Annotated in this window: 13 protein-coding genes; 5 read left to right on the forward strand and 8 right to left on the reverse strand. The window is 59.2% G+C overall.

The window, feature by feature from the left end; genetic code table 11:
- Positions 1–82 precede the first annotated feature (82 nt).
- The 4 genes from NXC24_RS32465 to NXC24_RS32480 form a co-directional block, all read right to left on the reverse strand.
- On the reverse strand, positions 83–1297 hold the full coding sequence (locus NXC24_RS32465) for an alpha/beta hydrolase (protein WP_104827952.1): 1215 nt from the start codon (positions 1295–1297) through the stop codon (positions 83–85).
- A gap of 188 nt (positions 1298–1485) precedes the next feature.
- Complete coding sequence (locus NXC24_RS32470; RefSeq protein ID WP_104827378.1) at positions 1486–2640, reverse strand: AI-2E family transporter; 1155 nt, start codon at positions 2638–2640, stop codon at positions 1486–1488.
- A gap of 28 nt (positions 2641–2668) precedes the next feature.
- Positions 2669–3502 (reverse strand): polyphosphate kinase 2, encoded by an 834-nt coding sequence (ppk2, locus tag NXC24_RS32475; protein ID WP_104827379.1) that lies wholly within the window; start codon positions 3500–3502, stop codon positions 2669–2671.
- Between the two features lie 55 nt (positions 3503–3557).
- Entirely contained in the window at positions 3558–5246 is a 1689-nt protein-coding gene (locus tag NXC24_RS32480) for a SulP family inorganic anion transporter (RefSeq protein WP_104827380.1), read from the reverse strand.
- Between the two features lie 817 nt (positions 5247–6063).
- Between NXC24_RS32480 and NXC24_RS32485 the strand changes: the two genes are divergently transcribed.
- The gene (locus NXC24_RS32485) at positions 6064–7452 is read left to right on the forward strand and encodes a DUF3300 domain-containing protein (RefSeq protein WP_104827381.1); all 1389 of its coding nucleotides are present in this window, start codon (positions 6064–6066) and stop codon (positions 7450–7452) included.
- A gap of 27 nt (positions 7453–7479) precedes the next feature.
- Positions 7480–8427: a DUF2950 family protein gene (locus NXC24_RS32490; RefSeq protein WP_245464108.1), complete on the forward strand. Its 948-nt coding sequence runs from the start codon at positions 7480–7482 to the stop codon at positions 8425–8427.
- Here NXC24_RS32490 and NXC24_RS32495 read toward each other — a convergent pair.
- The 3 genes from NXC24_RS32495 to NXC24_RS32505 form a co-directional block, all read right to left on the reverse strand.
- Entirely contained in the window at positions 8390–8953 is a 564-nt protein-coding gene (locus NXC24_RS32495) for a CYTH domain-containing protein (protein WP_104827383.1), read from the reverse strand. The two genes, NXC24_RS32490 and NXC24_RS32495, sit on opposite strands and share 38 nt — an antisense overlap.
- A 114-nt stretch (positions 8954–9067) precedes the next feature.
- Complete coding sequence (locus NXC24_RS32500) at positions 9068–9538, reverse strand: hypothetical protein (RefSeq protein ID WP_104827384.1); 471 nt, start codon at positions 9536–9538, stop codon at positions 9068–9070.
- 184 nt (positions 9539–9722) lie between these two features.
- The gene (locus tag NXC24_RS32505) at positions 9723–10229 is read right to left on the reverse strand and encodes an Lrp/AsnC family transcriptional regulator (protein ID WP_104827385.1); all 507 of its coding nucleotides are present in this window, start codon (positions 10227–10229) and stop codon (positions 9723–9725) included.
- A gap of 162 nt (positions 10230–10391) precedes the next feature.
- Here NXC24_RS32505 and NXC24_RS32510 point away from each other — a divergent pair, with 162 nt between their 5' ends.
- The 3 genes from NXC24_RS32510 to NXC24_RS32520 are packed head-to-tail and all read left to right on the forward strand — an operon-like array spanning position 10392 to position 14018.
- Positions 10392–11618 (forward strand): diaminopropionate ammonia-lyase, encoded by a 1227-nt coding sequence (locus NXC24_RS32510; RefSeq protein ID WP_104827386.1) that lies wholly within the window; start codon positions 10392–10394, stop codon positions 11616–11618.
- Positions 11618–12859, forward strand: coding sequence for a Zn-dependent hydrolase (locus NXC24_RS32515; RefSeq protein WP_104827387.1), 1242 nt, complete (start codon positions 11618–11620; stop codon positions 12857–12859). Before NXC24_RS32510 ends, NXC24_RS32515 begins: the two co-directional genes overlap by 1 nt.
- Before the next feature lies 1 nt (position 12860).
- Complete coding sequence (locus tag NXC24_RS32520) at positions 12861–14018, forward strand: M20 aminoacylase family protein (RefSeq protein WP_104827388.1); 1158 nt, start codon at positions 12861–12863, stop codon at positions 14016–14018.
- 89 nt (positions 14019–14107) lie between these two features.
- Here the strand turns inward: NXC24_RS32520 and NXC24_RS32525 are convergent, their stop codons facing one another.
- On the reverse strand, positions 14108–16144 hold the full coding sequence (locus tag NXC24_RS32525; protein ID WP_104827389.1) for a methyl-accepting chemotaxis protein: 2037 nt from the start codon (positions 16142–16144) through the stop codon (positions 14108–14110).
- Positions 16145–16523 lie beyond the last annotated feature (379 nt).

Consider the following 16523-nt stretch of genomic DNA (forward strand, 5'->3'; position numbering starts at 1 on the left):
GCGATGCAGACGATGAATTGTTTGGGAAAGCATGAGCATAGCTCGGCCGCAGGCAATTCAGCCTCCGGCATTGAGCGCTGGGTTATTTTACCAGCGACTGCGGCTGGAGGTCTCCTTGCAGCGTGCCTTCGGCATTCGGCTGCTTCTTCCTTGGCTGTAACGGCTGCTCGATCATGGTAGCCGGAGCGGCAGCAGCCGCGGCGGCAACCGTGCCTATATTCGTCACCGTGCCGCCGACGACAGCCGTAATGCCCTGCCCGAGCGTTACGTTTGAATCCGTAAGTGGCTGGCCGGTCATGAGCCTTCGGCCGATGAGCTGGACAATTTCCGGGCTTTCCGCAAACTTGCCGTGGTTCAGCGCATCATCGGATTTGACCTTGGTCAGGTCGATTGCCGTAATTCCCGCCTGTTCGAGTTTCGTTCGATAAGGCTCTTCCGTCGGGTTGATCGCACCCAAGCGGGAGACCCTTCCCGTGATAAAGCTCGACACCGCGAGCGCTTTATCGTCCTGAGACACGAAGATAGTGAACTTCGGCCTCGGCGCCCCCATCTCCACATACTGTTTGGCGAAGACCTGGATGTCGATGTCCGGCGATGCGAGAATGACATTGTGGATCTTGGGGTTCACATGGCCATCGCGGATGCCCATCTGCCGGAGGGACTCCATGGCGAGCCACGTTCCCATCGAGTGGGCGAGAATGGTGATGTCCTTTACATCCGGATCCGCAGCGAGCGTGTGAAGCGCCTGCTCAAGCGCGGTTCGCGAATAATTGGTGCTTTCCTTATCATATTGATAGGCGATGAGCTGCGCCCTGGAGGGCCATGTGAAGAGGACCGGCGTCGCTTGCATGCCGCTGTCATGGACGATCTGGGCCAGCCGGAAGACGGAATCCTCGTATTTGTTGTTGAAGCCATGAATGAAAACGAGCGCGTGTCCGCCGACGACGTGCTGACGGAACCATGCTCGACCCTCCGCGACCGTCTCCAATTGCTTCACGCGGATGACGGCGAAGTCGGTTGCCGGATTGGGCGGCAGCCGATGCGGCCACTGCACGGTGCCAGGCTGGCGTTTGGGCGGGATCGAGACCGCTACCTCCGTCAAATAGGGCTTCGGACTACGCTCGCCATTGAACAGCGTGGCCGGATCGCCGGAGGGCTGGCGGGTGGTTGCGACGAGCATGTCCACCTTCGCAGTGCGCGGTGCCGATGCCGAAAGCGTTACCGGCGCCATCACGCCGCTCGGATGACCGCATCCTGAAAGGACTGAAAGCAGGACAACCAGAGACCTTCTAAGCATGCATTTTTCCAATCGAACGGTGCACCTCATCACATGCCGGGAGCCTTCGCTCGGATCGGCATCGGCCCAAAGCGGCCATTGGATGATAGGCAGCAGCTTTGTCATTGGTAGTAACTTACGCGTTGGTGCTTTTCTCCGGCCGTATGATACGGGCGGGCAACTCGGCGGCAGGAAGGCTCAGCTTACGGTCAGAAAACAGCTACCTCTTGCGAGGTTTCGGGAGAATTGTCACCGGCAGGAACGGTGGGGCTCGTCCAGGCCACGAAAAGATCATAGAAAACGCCAAGAACTACCGGGCCGAGAAACAAGCCTACCAAACCGTGCGCCAAAGCTCCTCCGATAACGCCAAGCAAGATCAGGGGCATCGGCGTGGATAGGCCGCGCGAGATCAAAATCGGCTTTAGAATATTATCAAGAACGCCGACCGGCACGGCGAGAAGCGTGAACAGCAATGCATCCGAGAATTGCCAGGTGAACCAGGCCCAAATGACAAGGGGCAGCAGCACGATACCCGGTCCGATCTGGATGATGCAAAATACGAAGACTACGAAGGTCAGCGCGCCTTTTGCCGGAACGTCGAAAAGAAAAAGGATAAGCCCGCACAGCAGCGTCTGCAGCAATGCGATGCCGATGATGCCGCGGGAAACATTGCGGACCGTCATACTTGCCAGGCGAACGAAATCGGTTCCTCTGTTGCCGGCGATCCGAGCAACGACAAGGTTCACCGACGTCACCAGTTGCTGTCTTGCAACCAGGAAGCAGCCGCACAGCAATACGGATGCAATGAAACTGAGCACACCGCCCCCAAGAGCCGCCGTTCTTTCCAGAATGACGCCTGCAGCCGCCTTTATCGGCTCCTGGAACTGCTTTAGCATCACCGTAAAATTGGCGATGGCGTAGTTCCAGATCTCAAAGGCGCGCTCTCCGATATACGGCCAGGCCCTTATGCTCTGAGGCGCCGAAGGCAAGACAACAGTCCCTTCTTTCAGGCCGGTCAGAAGCGCGCGCGTACCATCGGCGAAGCTGAACAAGATGGCTGCAAGCGGCGCGATCACGATCGCGAGGCACGCGACGACGATCAGGACTGCCGCGGCAACGCCGCCGCGGCCAAGCAATCTCCTTAACAGTTCAAAGAGAGGAAAAAGGGCCACCGCCAGGATCGCCGCCCAGGCGAAAATCAAGATGAAGGGAGCGACGATCGTGAAAGACCAATAGGCGAAAAGACCGACGACACCGAACCGGATAAACTCGCTTATGCGCACGTCAGCGGAGTTCGAGCTGGACCGGACGCTGCCGGTGTCTGCCGCAACTTCCTGTACGGGCGGTGCTGAGATCGATTGCATGGCACAAAGCCCCGGCGGATTCTACAGCTTACCAGACAAGGTCCGGCACGATATGACGGACGCCGTCGTCCTCGACATAGTCCGAGGGCCGCTTCTGTCGTTTGCCCAGTTCAGGTTTCTCGAACTTCACCCGTTCATAGGGGATCGATTTCAGAATATGCGAGATGCAATTGATGCGTGCCTTCTTCTTGTCGTCCGAAGGCACGATCCACCAGGGCGCATGCTGCGTATCCGTCATTCTGATCATTTCGTCATAGGCCCGTGTGTAGTCCCACCAGCGGCGGTAGGATTCCAAGTCCATCGGACTTAGCTTCCATTGCCGCACCGGGTCGTCGATCCGCCTTTTGAAGCGACGCTCCTGCTCCTGCTCGCTGACGGTCAGGAAATACTTCAGCAGAATTACGCCGCTTTCGACGATGGCAGCCTCGAAACGTGGGGCAAGTTCAAGGAAACGACGGGCCTTCTTTTCGGTGCTGAAGCCCATGACCCGATCGACGCCTGGGCGATTGTACCAACTGCGGTCGAAGATGACGATCTCGCCCGCGGCCGGAAGATGAGCAATGTAGCGCTGCATATAGATCTGCGATTTTTCACGGTCATTGGGTGCCGGCAGGGCAACCACGCGAAACACCCGCGGACTGACGCGCTCCGTGAGGCGCTTGATCGTGCCGCCCTTGCCGGCCGCATCGCGACCCTCGAAGATGATCACGATGCGAGCGCCAGAATTTTTGACCCAAGCCTGCAGATGCGCCAGTTCGACCTGCAGTTTCGCGATTTCCTTCTCATAATCCTTGGTGCGCTTTTTCTTCTTTCCACCGCTATCTGCTTCCCCTTCGCGATTGGGATCATACATCTTGTTCATGACTTCCCTCCCTGAGTTGCGATATCTGTGATGCTCCGTCCCGCTCTTGCCTGCGTTATACTTCCTGAAGGCGGAACGACCGGATGGCATCCTCTTTGTCATCAAAGAAACTCGTCACACCGATGCGGTCGACAACACCCGCGCGTTGCAGCAGCGCCTTGGCCTGGGCGTTCAACTCCGCCACGCAGAAGACGACGCCCTGCTCCTGCAAGGCCGCTTGAACCGCATCGAGCGCTGCAGCGCCCGTGCTGTCGAGATGAACTATTGCGCCGGCATCGAGCACGAAATGCCGCGTGTCCGGGGTAAGGTTCCTGGCGATGTCGCGCAATCGCGTGCGAACGTAATCCGCATTGTAGAACAAGACGCTGCCCTGGATCCGGCATATCGCCGTGCCCTGGATCCCCGTGGCATCGGGAAACCGCTGCATATCGTAAAAGCCATCCCGGCCGGGGATGCGCCCGAGAAGCGCGTCATGGGGAAACATCGTCTTGCGCAGGAGATAGATCAGCGTTGCAACGATGGCGACGACGACGCCATTCAAGACTCCGAAACTGATGGCGCCCCACATGGCGATCAGCGCGAAGACGAACTCCATTCTGCTGATCTGCCAGATCCTCTTCAGCTCATGAACGTCGATGAGACCGATGGCAGCGGTCGCGAGGATGGCCGCAAGAGCAGGGATGGGCAAGATGCGCAATGCGCTGTGCAGGAAAACAAGAGCCGCAATCAGCGTCGCCGCGGACACCAGACCGGCGGCCTGCGAGCGGCCGCCTACTGAAAGATTGATTGCCGTTCTCGAGTCCGAAACGCTGATCGGGAAAGATCCAAACAAGCCAGGAGCGATGTTTGCAGCGCCCAGGCCGATCAACTCCTGATTGGCATCGACCTCTTCGCCCGTGCGCGCTCCGAAACTCCGTGCAGCCACGATGCCTGCGCCGAAACTGACGAGGAAAACCGCAGCCGATCCCAAGGCGATCTTATCAAGCGGCATTTGCAGAATTGACGGAAAGCTGATCGACGGAAGCCCGCGAGGAATGTCGCCGATCACGGCGATTCCTCTCCCCTGAAAATCGAAGATGGCGGATAGGAGACAGGATATCACAACGACGAGCACAGGCCCTGGAATACGGGATTGCGTCGCTTTGACTATCCACAGCAGGCAGAACATCGCGAGCCCGAACAACAGCGAGGGCCAATGGATGGATGCGCTTTTGCGAAGTATCTCGGCAATCGGCGCCAGCAGACCGTCCGATTCGATGCGCACGCCCGTGAATCGATTGATCTGGCCGACAAGGATGGACAGCGACACGCCGGCGAAGAAACCAACGAGGATCGGCCGAGAGAGAAAGCTCGCCAAAACACCAAGGCGCAATAACCGCGCAGCGAAGCAGAAGCATCCAACGCCCAAAGCGAGGGCTGCGGCAATCGCTACTCTATCAACCGGAGCGCCTGCGGGCATGGAAGAGACCACCACGCCCATGGCAGCGGCAAGCACCGTCATCGTGGCAGCATCAGGCCCGACCACCAATAATCGCGACGGCCCGAAGAGCGCGTAGGCAATGGGGGCTACAATGCTGGCATAAATGCCAGTTTCAGGCGGGAGCCCGGCAATGGCGGGATAGGCAATGGCGCTGGGCAAGCCGACCGCAGCGATCGACAGGCCGGCGGGAATGTCGCTGCGCAGCCAATCGGATCGAAAGCCGCCCAAGCCTCGCAATATGGGCAGATGAAAACTGACGGCCATCTTAAAATTCCCCTACGCCAGGGACGTCGGTGGAGAAAGCTGGACCCGTCCGATCAGCGTCCCAATGCCTGACCAATGTTTTACGAAGGCATAGCTCGGCCAACGGCTCGTCCTCTTCGTGATAGACAGGCAGGATTTTAGCGCGACCGCCGCCACAGCGCGTGTAGCATCGCGTAACATCTCCGTGCCGCATCGGAGCCGGGACGAAGGCCGTCGGTCCGAGGTGATCGAGGAGTTAATGCCGTCACTTGAGGAACGACCTCGCACCGCCGAAGCGCCGGCCAGAAATGACGGACCGGACCCTACTCGATGAGATATAGCCTGCGGCGTTATGCTCGCACACGGGCGCAGGCATTCAGAGCAGCCACTGCCGTAGTGAATGTAAGTTCATGCCTACCATTGTAGGCGCGATGAGACCCTGCAAACGATCCGGTGGCGTCCCATTGATCTCTGCTGGAGTGTCGCTCTCTTAATGACCGGCCGTATGCAGGGCAATCTTGTCAGGCGCGGCACTGGACGCACTCAGCAATGTGCAACCTTCGATGCCCGTCCCATCCGTGCGCGTAACTTCTTGTATTATACATACCTAATGAAATGGCCTGCAATATTATGGTTGCGGTCGAACGTCGGACCGATGGAAGCGGCGCCGAGCGCAATGCAAGCACTTGCAGACAGTTGCGCTCTGCAAGAGGCCTTAAATTTGGGCAAACCGCTCCTTTCGATACGAGCTGGAACTCCGATCGGGACGGAGCTTCAGGGTGAAAAGCAGTATCAGAAAAGCGGCATGTCCCGCCGATCGCTATGGGGAGAGATCGCTATGGGGATGAAACTTCGAGAGCTCGTCTTTGGATTGTCGGCGGTGTCGCTTCTAGCGATCCAGGCACAATTTCCCGCCTACTCACAAACATCCGCGAGCAGCGCCCCACCGGCGCAAGCGGCAGAAAATGCGCCCGCGCTACTTTCCGATGACGAGCTGGAAGTGCTCGTCGCACGCATCGCTCTCTATCCGGACGAGCTTGTCGCGGCCATCTCGGCAGCATCGCTTTTCCCACTCCAGATCGTCGAAGCCGGACGTTTCCTGGAGGCGAAGAAAAAGAATGCGGATCTGAAGCCCAAGAGCGACTGGGACGGCAGCGTCATTTCGCTGCTGAACTATCCGGAAGTCGTCAAGATGATGAGTGATGATCTGGAATGGACGCAGGCGTTCGGAGATGCCCTGACGAACCAGCAAAAGGATGTTCTGGTCGCCATCCAGCAATTGCGCGACGAGGCAGTGGCAAAAAAAATCATCAAGAGCGATGACAAGATTACCGTCGTTACCGAAAACGACAATGTCATTATCCAGCCGACCAATCCGGAGAAGATCTACGTTCCCCAGTATGCGCCGGAAATGCTCTATGAGCCCGGCTACGCTTCCGAACCGATTGGCTATTATTCGGACTCCTATCCCAACTACTACTACCCGGGAGCAACCTTTTTCGCAGCCGCGATTACGGGCGTAGCGTGGGCTGCGGCCGTCAACTGGAACGATTGGGGCGTATGGGGCGGCAATTGGCGCGGTGACGTCGATATCGACTGCAACAATTGCTTCAACAACCGCAATTTCAACGGCAAGGTCAAATGGAATGATGTCGATTGGAAGAATGTCGATCGCAGCAAACTAAGCATCGGCAAGGACCAGCTCGCGAAGATGGATCGGTCCGCCATTGGAAACAATCTCCGGTCCGAAGGTGGCAACGATTTGCGCAGCCGGGCGGAGAGCCTCAATCGGGAACGCAGCGGTTCTGCGGCTGATCGCGTCAATCGTGCGGCCGATGTCCGCAGAGATACGGCGCAAGGATTGAAACAGAAGCCGACCGCCCGGACTGCCCAAGGTGCCAACCGGCCCGCGAATGTCGCGCGGGCCGAGCCCCGGTCTCCAAAGGCGGCGACGGGCGCAAATCGAGGTACGAAGGCAGCCGCAGCTCGCTCGGGCCAGCAGAAGCTGGCTTCAAGACCCGACAACAGGGGACGCCAGCCTTCGGCCCTTGGCAACGTCTCGTCCGGCCGTCGGGAGATGATGGCGTCCCAACGTGGCCGTCAAAGCATGGGAGCGGCACACCGACCGCCTCCCAGATCAATGCATCGTGGCGGTGGACGTCCGATGCCGCATGGCGGCGGCAGAGGCGGTGGCGGCAGAGGCGGCGGCGGCAGAGGCCGGAGATAGACACGATATTTTTTGGGGAGGCAGGCGATGAGAACGACGCGCAGAATGCAGTTGCCCATATTGATGTTTGTGGCCTCGGTCGTTTCCTTATCAAGCTGGCAAGTTGGCGAGGCGCAGGACCGGCAAAAGCTCGCGGGCTTTGCGTCACATGAGAAGTCGGCCGAATTCGATCAGTCGTCGGAGGCTGTCGATCGCCTCAAGACGGTGCTGACATCCAACGATGTCGACGGTCTGGCAAAGTTGCTGGGTCTCGATGCGGCCAGGCTGAAGGCGAGCGAAGAAGCCATGGCCGCCCTCGGCCTGATCAAGGAAGGCGCGGCCAGGCAAGTGGCCGTGCAGGACATCTGGGACCGCAAGATCATCGCGATCGGAGACAAGCTCTGGCCGCTGCCGTTTCCCCTGGTGAAACGCGAGGACGGCAAATGGGCATTCGACACGAAAGCGGGTCTGGAGGAAATCCTCAATCGGCGCATCGGCGAAAACGAGTTGCAGACCATCCAGACGATGCATGATTATGTCATGGCCCAGCGCATTTACGCCAGCCAAGACAGGGATGGTGACGGCGTCTACGAATACGCGCAGGTGCTGATCAGCGACAAGGGACGGAAGAACGGCCTTTACTGGGTAGCCGAGACGGACGAAGACGCAAGCCCAGCCAGCGCTTTGATCGAAAATGCGGCATTCGGAAAGGCGCTGAAGGGCGAAGGCTATTTCGGCTATCGCTATCGTATCCTGACCGGCCAAGGCCCGAACGTCTTCGGTGGCCGGCATAGCTACCTCGTCAACGGCAACATGACCGACGGCTTTGCGCTCATCGCCTGGCCAGTAAAGTATCGTGAAACGGGCGTGCAGACATTCATGATCAGCGACCAGAGCGTGATCTACGAACGCGACCTCGGCGAGAATACGGCAGAGATTGCCGCGTCCATCAAAGAGTTCAATCCGGACCATAATTGGACGATAGCCGGCGAATAGAGTCTGAAACCTCGTCTGTGATCATGGCACTCTTGGCGCCGAAGAGGCGAAGCTGTGCCGACCGATCCAAAATCGTTGTCGCCAGGGTCCGGTTGGAATATCGGGCGTCCCCTGTGATCTCGGGTCCCAGCCAGCGCGGCAGCACCGGCCGATCCGTCTCGCTGAACAACTCGATCTCGGCAATCGTCAAGCCGGAATGCGCGCCGTGAAAGACGTCGATTTCCCAGGTGAATCTGCCGGCGGGAACCCTATAGCGAGATTTCTCAATCACGGCGCCGATTGCGCGTTCAAGCAATTCTTCCGCTTCCAGGAGCGGAATGGCATATTCGAACTCATCGCGGACGATCCCCTGCCGTTTGAACTTCACGGTCAGGAAAGCCGCCTGGCCGTCCACCAAGCGTATACGGAGCGACTTGTGAGCATCGCACAGAAGATAGCCCTGGCGCAATTCACTTGCAGCCACAGCTTTGCGTCGCCAATCATCGTTTCGGACAAGAAACCTTCGCTCGATCTCTCTTGTCCTCATGCGCCGCCCCCATTGCCGATATTCTCGGCGTTGCGCCTGGAACTTCGTCGGTAAATTCAGCCGTCGCTGCTGCGCTCCAACCACTGCCGGAGGCGGACATGTCGGTCGCCAATTCTAGACGACCGGCGCCTCCCAATTCAGGAAAAAGCCGATGTCACCAGGCACGCCGCCCGGAAAATTGATGACTGCGGCGGTGAGGCCGTAGCCCTGAGGACGAGCAACTTCATTGAAGAGGTCGTAGAGTTCCTTGGCTTTTCCCTGGAGAGTCGAAGGCCAATCGGAGCGGTTGCTGTTGATGGCGCGACCGCTATCGGTGCAGAAGTCGGAAGGGAAGCTGTAGATCAATGCTTCGACCTTCCCGTCGGCGACGGCCTTCATCACCACGCGGCGAATGACCTCCCGCTCCTTCTCGCTGACATGTTTCTGAAAGAAGCTCTCGACGAACTCGGCATGTTTTTCGGCCTCACGCGCTCTGATCTTCTCGTCGCGCTGCATCTCCACGAGCTGCAGCTCAAGCGCGCGCTTGCGTAATTCTTCCGCACTGATCATCGAAGGATGGGATTCAGATTTTTCCTCACCAGTCATGACGTGACCCTCCGCTGTTCGAAGGATCATAGGACAGGCGAACCAAGCCTCGTAGTAAGATACGCAGGATTGTTGGTAAATTACGGTAGGCTACCTCGATGCGTTTCATAGCGCCCGTTGCTGCACACCAACTGAAGATCAACGCGGCTTCCCCTAGCCTGCGAAATGCCGAGAGGCGCATCCGTTAGCTCCGGTCGCGTTTGGGATCCAGAGCAATGCTCAATCCGACCTTCACCCTGTCCATGGTGACAAAGCTGCGAAACCGCTTCACGTTCTTGTTGGCGAAGAACAACCGCCTCGTCAGGGCGTCGTAATCGGCCATCGTCCTGACGACTACGAGAAGAATGAAATCCACCTCGCCTGTCACATAGTAGCACTGCTGAACTTCCGGGGCTTCCGCGAAGGATTTCCTCGTTGCGTCATGCGTGGCGGCGAACTCGTTGTGCATCTCCACCTCGACGAACACTGTAATCTCGTGGCGCACATGCGACGGCTCGACGACAGCGACATTGGCAACGATCGTGCCCATCTCCTCCATACGCTTGATGCGGCGCTGCACGGCCGGAGCCGACAGGCCGATTACCTCTGCGATCGACCGCTGCGGCGTTTTGTTGTCCTTCTGAAGAATCTGCAGGATGGCGAGGTCGAAACGGTCGAGCTCCACGGCTTCTGCAGAATGCTTGTCAGTCATCCGTATTTCCTTTGCGAGGAGTGCATTTTCCAATCGGCTAGAAATTAGGCCAAATCGGCTGGCCAATCGAGCGAATCTTTCATTATAGGCATCAAAATACAGCACATTTCTCGCAAGCAATGAAGTAATTATCAGGACAGGATTAATCGAAAGGATGTCCCGATGCTGCTCCTGAACAAACACGCCGACTATCGCAAGCCGCTCGAAACCGTCGACGCCGAGATTTTGGGGGTCGAAGCCGCCAAGACGGTCGAGGACTTCCTGCACCATCGCGAAGACTACGAGGCAACTCCTATGGTGTCGCTACCGGATCTCGCACGTGAGATCGGGATCGGTTCGATCATGGTAAAGGATGAAGGCCATCGCCTCGGCCTCGGCAGCTTCAAGGCACTCGGCGGTTCCTATGCCGTGATTAAGCTCGTACTGGAGGAAGCTTCGAAGCGTCTCGGCCGCGAAGTCGGCGTGGCGGAGCTTCAGAGCGACGATGTTATGTCCATCGCATCGCAAATGGCGGTCGCCTGCGCGACGGACGGCAACCATGGGCGTTCCGTCGCCATGGGCGCGCAGCTCGTTGGCGCCAAATGCTCGATCTTCGTTCATTCGGGCGTCAGCAAGGAGCGCATCGACGCAATCGCCCGCTATGGTGCAAACATGGTCCCCGTCGACGGCAACTATGATGACTCCGTCCGGGAAGCCGCCCGCGTGGCGGAGGAAAACAACTGGATCACAGTCTCCGACACGTCATGGCCCGGCTACGAGCGCATTCCAGGCTTCGTCATGCAGGGCTACACCGCGCTGCTGACCGAGGCGCTCCGCCATATGCCAGAGCCGCCGACCCATGTTTTTGTGCAGGCAGGCGTGGGCGGCATCGCCGCGACGGTTGCTGGCCACTTCTCCGTCCTTTTCGGCGACAACCGCCCCTTCTTCGTGGTCGTCGATCCCTCCCGCGCAGCCTGCATCTTCGAGACAGCCCGCGCCGGACATCTGGTCAAGGTCGATCATGGCGAAGCCACCGTGATGGCGATGCTGGAGTGCTACGAGCCGTCGCTGGTCGCATGGCGGATCCTGTCGCATGCTGCGGATGCATTTATGACGGTTGACGACCCCGACGCGATCGATGCGATGAAGCTTTTTGCAAACCCCAGGGGATCAGACCCGGCGGTCGTTGCCGGCGAGAGCGGCGGCGTTGGCCTTGCCGGCCTTTTGAAGCTTGCTGCCGACAAGGAACTGCGGGCGAAGATCGGCCTTGATGCGCAGTCGCGCGTCTTCCTCATCAACACCGAGGGCGCGACCGATCCCGTTCTCTACGAGAAGTTTGTCGGCGCAACGCCGGCAGACATTGCAGCGAAGAACGCCGACCAAAGCGCAAGAAAGGACAAGGTGGCCTGATGAGCGAGATTTCCGTCAACTCCGAACGGCTGCTCGGCCGAATCATGGAACTCGGCGACATCGGTCGTGGCAGTGACGGCCGGCTGGTCCGTCTCGCAGCTTCGGATACAGAAAAGCTCGGACGCGACAAGTTCGTCTCGTGGATCGAGCAGGCTGGATTGGACGTCGCCGTCGACCGCATCGGCAACATATTCAGTATCTGGAAACCCACTGCCGTTTCCGACGAGCCACCGCTCATGCTCGGATCGCACATCGATACCGTCATCAACGCCGGCATCTATGACGGATGTTATGGCGTTCTGTCGGGTCTTGAGGTGATCGAGACGCTTATCGCAGCGGGCTTTCAGCCGTCGCGCCCGATCGTGGTCGCCGCCTTCACCAACGAGGAAGGCGTTCGCTACGCGCCCGACATGATGGGGTCGCTCGTCTATGCGGGCGGCCTCGATGTCGACACGGCTCTTGCAACGGTCGGAACGGATGGCACGAAGCTTGGCGAGGAGCTGCGGCGCATCGGCTACGACGGAGAGCACGAGCCAGGCTTCATCCGGCCACATGCCTATATCGAGCTGCATATCGAACAAGGTCCGGTTCTCGAGCGCGAAGGCATCCAGATCGGAGCCGTCGAGAACCTACAGGGCATTTCCTGGCAGCGGGTGACCATCAGCGGCGACGCGAACCACGCGGGAACGACACCCATCTCCATGCGCCGCGACGCCGGACATGCCGCCGCGCTGGTCATCACCTTCCTGCGCGAGCGCGCCAAGAATTCGAACACTCCGATGGTAGCGACGGTCGGCTGCATGAGCTTCGAGCCGAATGCGATCAACGTCATCCCGTCCCGCGCGACATTCACGGTGGATCTTCGCGATCCGGACGAGGATCGGCTCAGGGAAGAGGAAGCAGCCCTCGCAGCCTATCTTGCGCTGGTGGCGAAGGAGGAAGGCGTGTCCTTCGAGGTCGAGCGCCTCGCCCGCTTTCAGCCGGTGACGTTCGACGGCAAGATCGTCGAGCTGATCGAGAAAGCAGCAACCGAGCGCGGACACACGGTCCGCCGCATGACCTCGGGCGCAGGCCATGACGCGCAAATGATCGCCCGGATCGCCCCCTCGGCGATGATCTTCGTGCCGAGCCTTGGCGGCATCAGCCATAATCCCAAGGAAAAGACACCGGACGAGGATCTTGTCGCTGGAGCCAACATGCTTCTCGACGTTGTAAAGCAGATTGCGGGCGGAGGGCTCTGAAATGGCTATCGACACCGATGCTTTAAAGAAAGAAATGACGGCGTGGCGGCGCGACCTGCACGCCCACCCCGAGTTCGGATTCGAGGAGAAGCGCACTTCTGCCTTCGTTGCAGCCAAGCTGCGCGAGTTCGGCCTCGATGATGTGGCGGAAGGCGTCGGAGGAACGGGTGTCGTCGGCACGCTGAAGCGCGGATCCGGCAACCGTTCGATCGCGCTGCGCGCCGATATGGACGCGCTGCGTATTCCCGAACAGGGCGATCTTCCCTACAGGTCGTCGAACCCGGGTATCATGCACGCCTGCGGCCATGACGGCCACACCACCATGCTTCTCGGAGCCGCCAAGCTGCTCGCCGAGGACGGTGGCTTCGACGGAACCGTCCGCTTCATCTTTCAGCCCGCCGAGGAATGGGGCCGCGGCGCACTCGCCATGCTCGGAGACGGATTGATGGACCGCTTCCCCTTCGAAGAAATCTACGGAATTCATAATATGCCGGGCCTCCCCGTCGGCACGTTCGAAACCCGGCCTGGCGCAATCATGTCGGCCGAGGACAATTTCGAGATCAAGCTGACCGGGATCGGCGGCCATGCCGCGCGTCCCCACTGGGGTAACGAGGTTCTCGTCGCGGCCTGCGCCATCGTCACGAACCTGCAGACGATCGTCTCGCGCCGCCTCAGCCCTACGGATACCTCCGTGGTTTCCGTCACCGAACTCATCACCGACGGCGCCCGAAACGCGCTGCCGGGAGATGCCAGGATCCTGGGTGACGCACGAAGCTTCCGTTCGGAGGTCAGCGCCGAGATCGAGAAGCAGATGCGTATAATCGCGCAGGGAACCGCTCTCGCCTATAACGTCTCAACCGAGGTGACCTATACTCGGGAATTCGTTCCGCTCCTCAACGATCCCGATCTGGTCGAGGAGACTTTCGCTGCCGCTCACAGTTTTCTCCCGGAGAAAAACGTTCGCGTGGCACGGGAGCCGATGACGGGAAGCGAGGACTTCGCGCACTTTTTGAAGCATGCGCCCGGTGTGTTCGTGTTCCTCGGCAACGGGGATTCTGCACCGCTGCACAATCCTCGCTACGACTTCTGCGACGACGGCCTGATCCATGGGACGAACTTCCACACCGCGATCGTCCGTCGCAGGCTTTCCCTGTCTTGATATAGAAAAGTGGGCCTCGCGGCCCACTCATTCATCCCAGCCAGTTCGGAGGGCTGACCGCTACTTGCGGGCAGCCGCTGGCGCTTCCATCAAAACTCCTCCCACCCGGCAACGGCTGCCGCCGCCGTGGCTTGTCCACGAAAGGCACCTGTCAGCTTCTGCTTGAGTGCACGCGCCGGCGAAGGCACCGGTCGGCTCTCGGCGGTGACGGCGCGTGGCGCCGCTTGACCCATGTCGAGCTTGAAGCGAGCGATCAGCCGGGCAAGGCTGGCGGCCTCCTCGGCGAGGCGGCCGGTGGCGGCGGTCGATTCCTCCACCATGGCCGCGTTCTGCTGTGTCACCTGATCCATCGCGTTGACGGCGGTGCTGACCTCATGAAGGCCAGTTGACTGTTCCTTCGCAGCCGTGGCGATCGAATGCACATGCTCGTTGATCTTGGCCACATGCCCCTGGATCAGGCCAAGGGCATCCCCCGTAGCTGTCACCAATTTGACACCCGACGTGACCTCATCGCCGGAGCGGTTGATCAGCCCTTTAATGTCCTTTGCCGCATTGGCCGAGCGTTGTGCCAGTTCCCGCACTTCCTGGGCGACGACGGCAAAACCCTTGCCGGCCTCGCCGGCACGCGCGGCTTCAACACCGGCGTTGAGTGCCAGGAGATTCGTCTGGAAAGCGATCTCGTCGATGACGTTGATGATCTGGCTGATCTCGCCCGAGGCCTGCTCAATCCGTCCCATCGCAGAGACGGCTTGCTTGACGACGGCGCTTGACTGCTCGGTGCTCCTGCGCGCCTCGTCCACCATATGGCTGGCCTCGACTGCGCGTTCGGTAGAGCTTTTCACGGCGACGGTGATTTCTTCCAGAGCCGAGGAGGTTTCCTCCAGCGCGGCGGCCTGCTGCTCGGTGCGCTTGGAAAGATCCCCCGAGGCCAGGCGCATCTCGCCGGCACCGCCATTGATCGTATCGATGGCGGCACGAACCTCGCCGAGCACAGAGCGGAGGTTGTCCATGGTCGCGTTGACGTTGGACTGAAGCTCTCCAAAAGCGCCCTGGAACTCACCGCGCATGTTCTCCCTGATGTCCCCGTCGGCGAGCGCTGCGATGACGCGGCGGGTCTCGGCGACGCCACGATCAACGGAGGCGACCAGCTCGTTGACCTGCGCCGCGAAGCGGTTGAGGTCGGCGTTGTCGTAGTCTTTGGTGATACGCTGCGTGAAGTCACCGGCCACCGCCGCCGATACGACCTCGCCGATGCTCGATTGCAGGTCGGCGCTTTTCGCCTGGAGCGCCGCCTCCTGGGCGTTCATCTCCCGCACCTTGATGCCATTCTGCTTGAACACCTCGACGGCACGGGCCATCTCGCCAATTTCGTCGTGCCGGGCGGCGAAGGGGACATTCGTATCAAGATTGCCCTCGGCAAGGACGCTCATGCTTTCGGTAATCTGGCCAATCGGTCTTGCGATCACCCGAGCACCGAACATGGCAGCGCCGATCAGCACAACAACAGCCAGCGCCCCGATGCCGAGATTGAGGCGTAGAGCTAAGGCTGCCGTTTCGGTTGCATCCTCCTCGGCCCGTGTCGCCATCGTCTTCGCCGAGTCCACCCCTTCGTCGAGAAGGTTAGACCCCTCGGTCGCTATTGACAGCAGCTTAGCCTGAACTTCCCTTTCCTTAGCCTCAAGCGCAGGGTCGGTCGTTTTGACCTGTAGTTCGGCCGCGATGACCTTTGCCATTTCATTGGTCGTTGAAAACAAGGTATCGACCGCTGCCTTGATTGCCGCAATCCGATCTCTGTTGACCTGCAGCCGCAACCCGCTAAGCGCGTCATCCAAATATTTCACGAGGGACGCCTTGTGGGTGCCGATATGTTCGACGGCGCTGGCAGCTTCATCCGTCGAGGTCGCAAGGCGCAAATCGCGCACATCGACTTGCATTCCACGCAACGATGCCTTTGCGTCAACCAGATCCCGCGAAATGATCAACTGATCCCTTTGATAGGCGGCGCGTTCTTTGACGAGTTGGCCACTTTGCCAAGCCATGATTAGCATGACCGCGACCAAGAAAATGCCTATGCCGGAAAGCATAGTCAGTTTGGTGCTAATCCGCGAAAAGATACTCGTCGTCATTGCTCCAGTTCCTCCATAGTAGAAACAGGAAAACGTCATATCCCCTGCTGAATTTTAAAAAGCGTGACCGACTTCATTCGATCACGAATAGGCGTCCGGCTTTCGAGACTACCTTTCCTTCGAAGGTGAAATTTCGTCGGCCCTGTCCAACTAACATTCTGTAACGATTAATAAAAAGTTTTGCATTTGATGCAACTTAGAGGTTAGCTGCGCAAATGGGATAAGAGGGACAGGAAATGGATAATGCTAAAAGACTACGGAGGCTTGGAAAGCTCCCAGTCACCTGCTTTTCACTGTCCCAGTGACGTTGGCTCTCATTCACGCGAACTGCATGGTAGCCAAGCTCAAAGCGCCGCATTAACCGCAAACTGAGATAGCT

Source organism: Rhizobium sp. NXC24, from assembly GCF_002944315.1.
GTDB lineage: Bacteria > Pseudomonadota > Alphaproteobacteria > Rhizobiales > Rhizobiaceae > Rhizobium.

Excerpts from the sequence above, each read along its gene's own strand:
- NXC24_RS32510 (WP_104827386.1), top strand. The coding sequence starts at position 10,392 with ATGCTGCTCCTGAACAAACACGCCGACTATCGCAAGCCGCTCGAAACC.
- NXC24_RS32480 (WP_104827380.1), bottom strand. The coding sequence starts at position 5,246 with ATGGCCGTCAGTTTTCATCTGCCCATATTGCGAGGCTTGGGCGGCTTT.
- NXC24_RS32525 (WP_104827389.1), bottom strand. The coding sequence starts at position 16,144 with ATGACGACGAGTATCTTTTCGCGGATTAGCACCAAACTGACTATGCTT.
- NXC24_RS32465 (WP_104827952.1), bottom strand. The coding sequence starts at position 1,297 with ATGCTTAGAAGGTCTCTGGTTGTCCTGCTTTCAGTCCTTTCAGGATGC.
- NXC24_RS32520 (WP_104827388.1), top strand. The coding sequence starts at position 12,861 with ATGGCTATCGACACCGATGCTTTAAAGAAAGAAATGACGGCGTGGCGG.
- NXC24_RS32485 (WP_104827381.1), top strand. The coding sequence starts at position 6,064 with ATGGGGATGAAACTTCGAGAGCTCGTCTTTGGATTGTCGGCGGTGTCG.
- NXC24_RS32505 (WP_104827385.1), bottom strand. The coding sequence starts at position 10,229 with ATGACTGACAAGCATTCTGCAGAAGCCGTGGAGCTCGACCGTTTCGAC.
- NXC24_RS32490 (WP_245464108.1), top strand. The coding sequence starts at position 7,480 with ATGAGAACGACGCGCAGAATGCAGTTGCCCATATTGATGTTTGTGGCC.
- ppk2 (WP_104827379.1), bottom strand. The coding sequence starts at position 3,502 with ATGAACAAGATGTATGATCCCAATCGCGAAGGGGAAGCAGATAGCGGT.
- NXC24_RS32500 (WP_104827384.1), bottom strand. The coding sequence starts at position 9,538 with ATGACTGGTGAGGAAAAATCTGAATCCCATCCTTCGATGATCAGTGCG.
- NXC24_RS32470 (WP_104827378.1), bottom strand. The coding sequence starts at position 2,640 with ATGCAATCGATCTCAGCACCGCCCGTACAGGAAGTTGCGGCAGACACC.
- NXC24_RS32515 (WP_104827387.1), top strand. The coding sequence starts at position 11,618 with ATGAGCGAGATTTCCGTCAACTCCGAACGGCTGCTCGGCCGAATCATG.
- NXC24_RS32495 (WP_104827383.1), bottom strand. The coding sequence starts at position 8,953 with ATGAGGACAAGAGAGATCGAGCGAAGGTTTCTTGTCCGAAACGATGAT.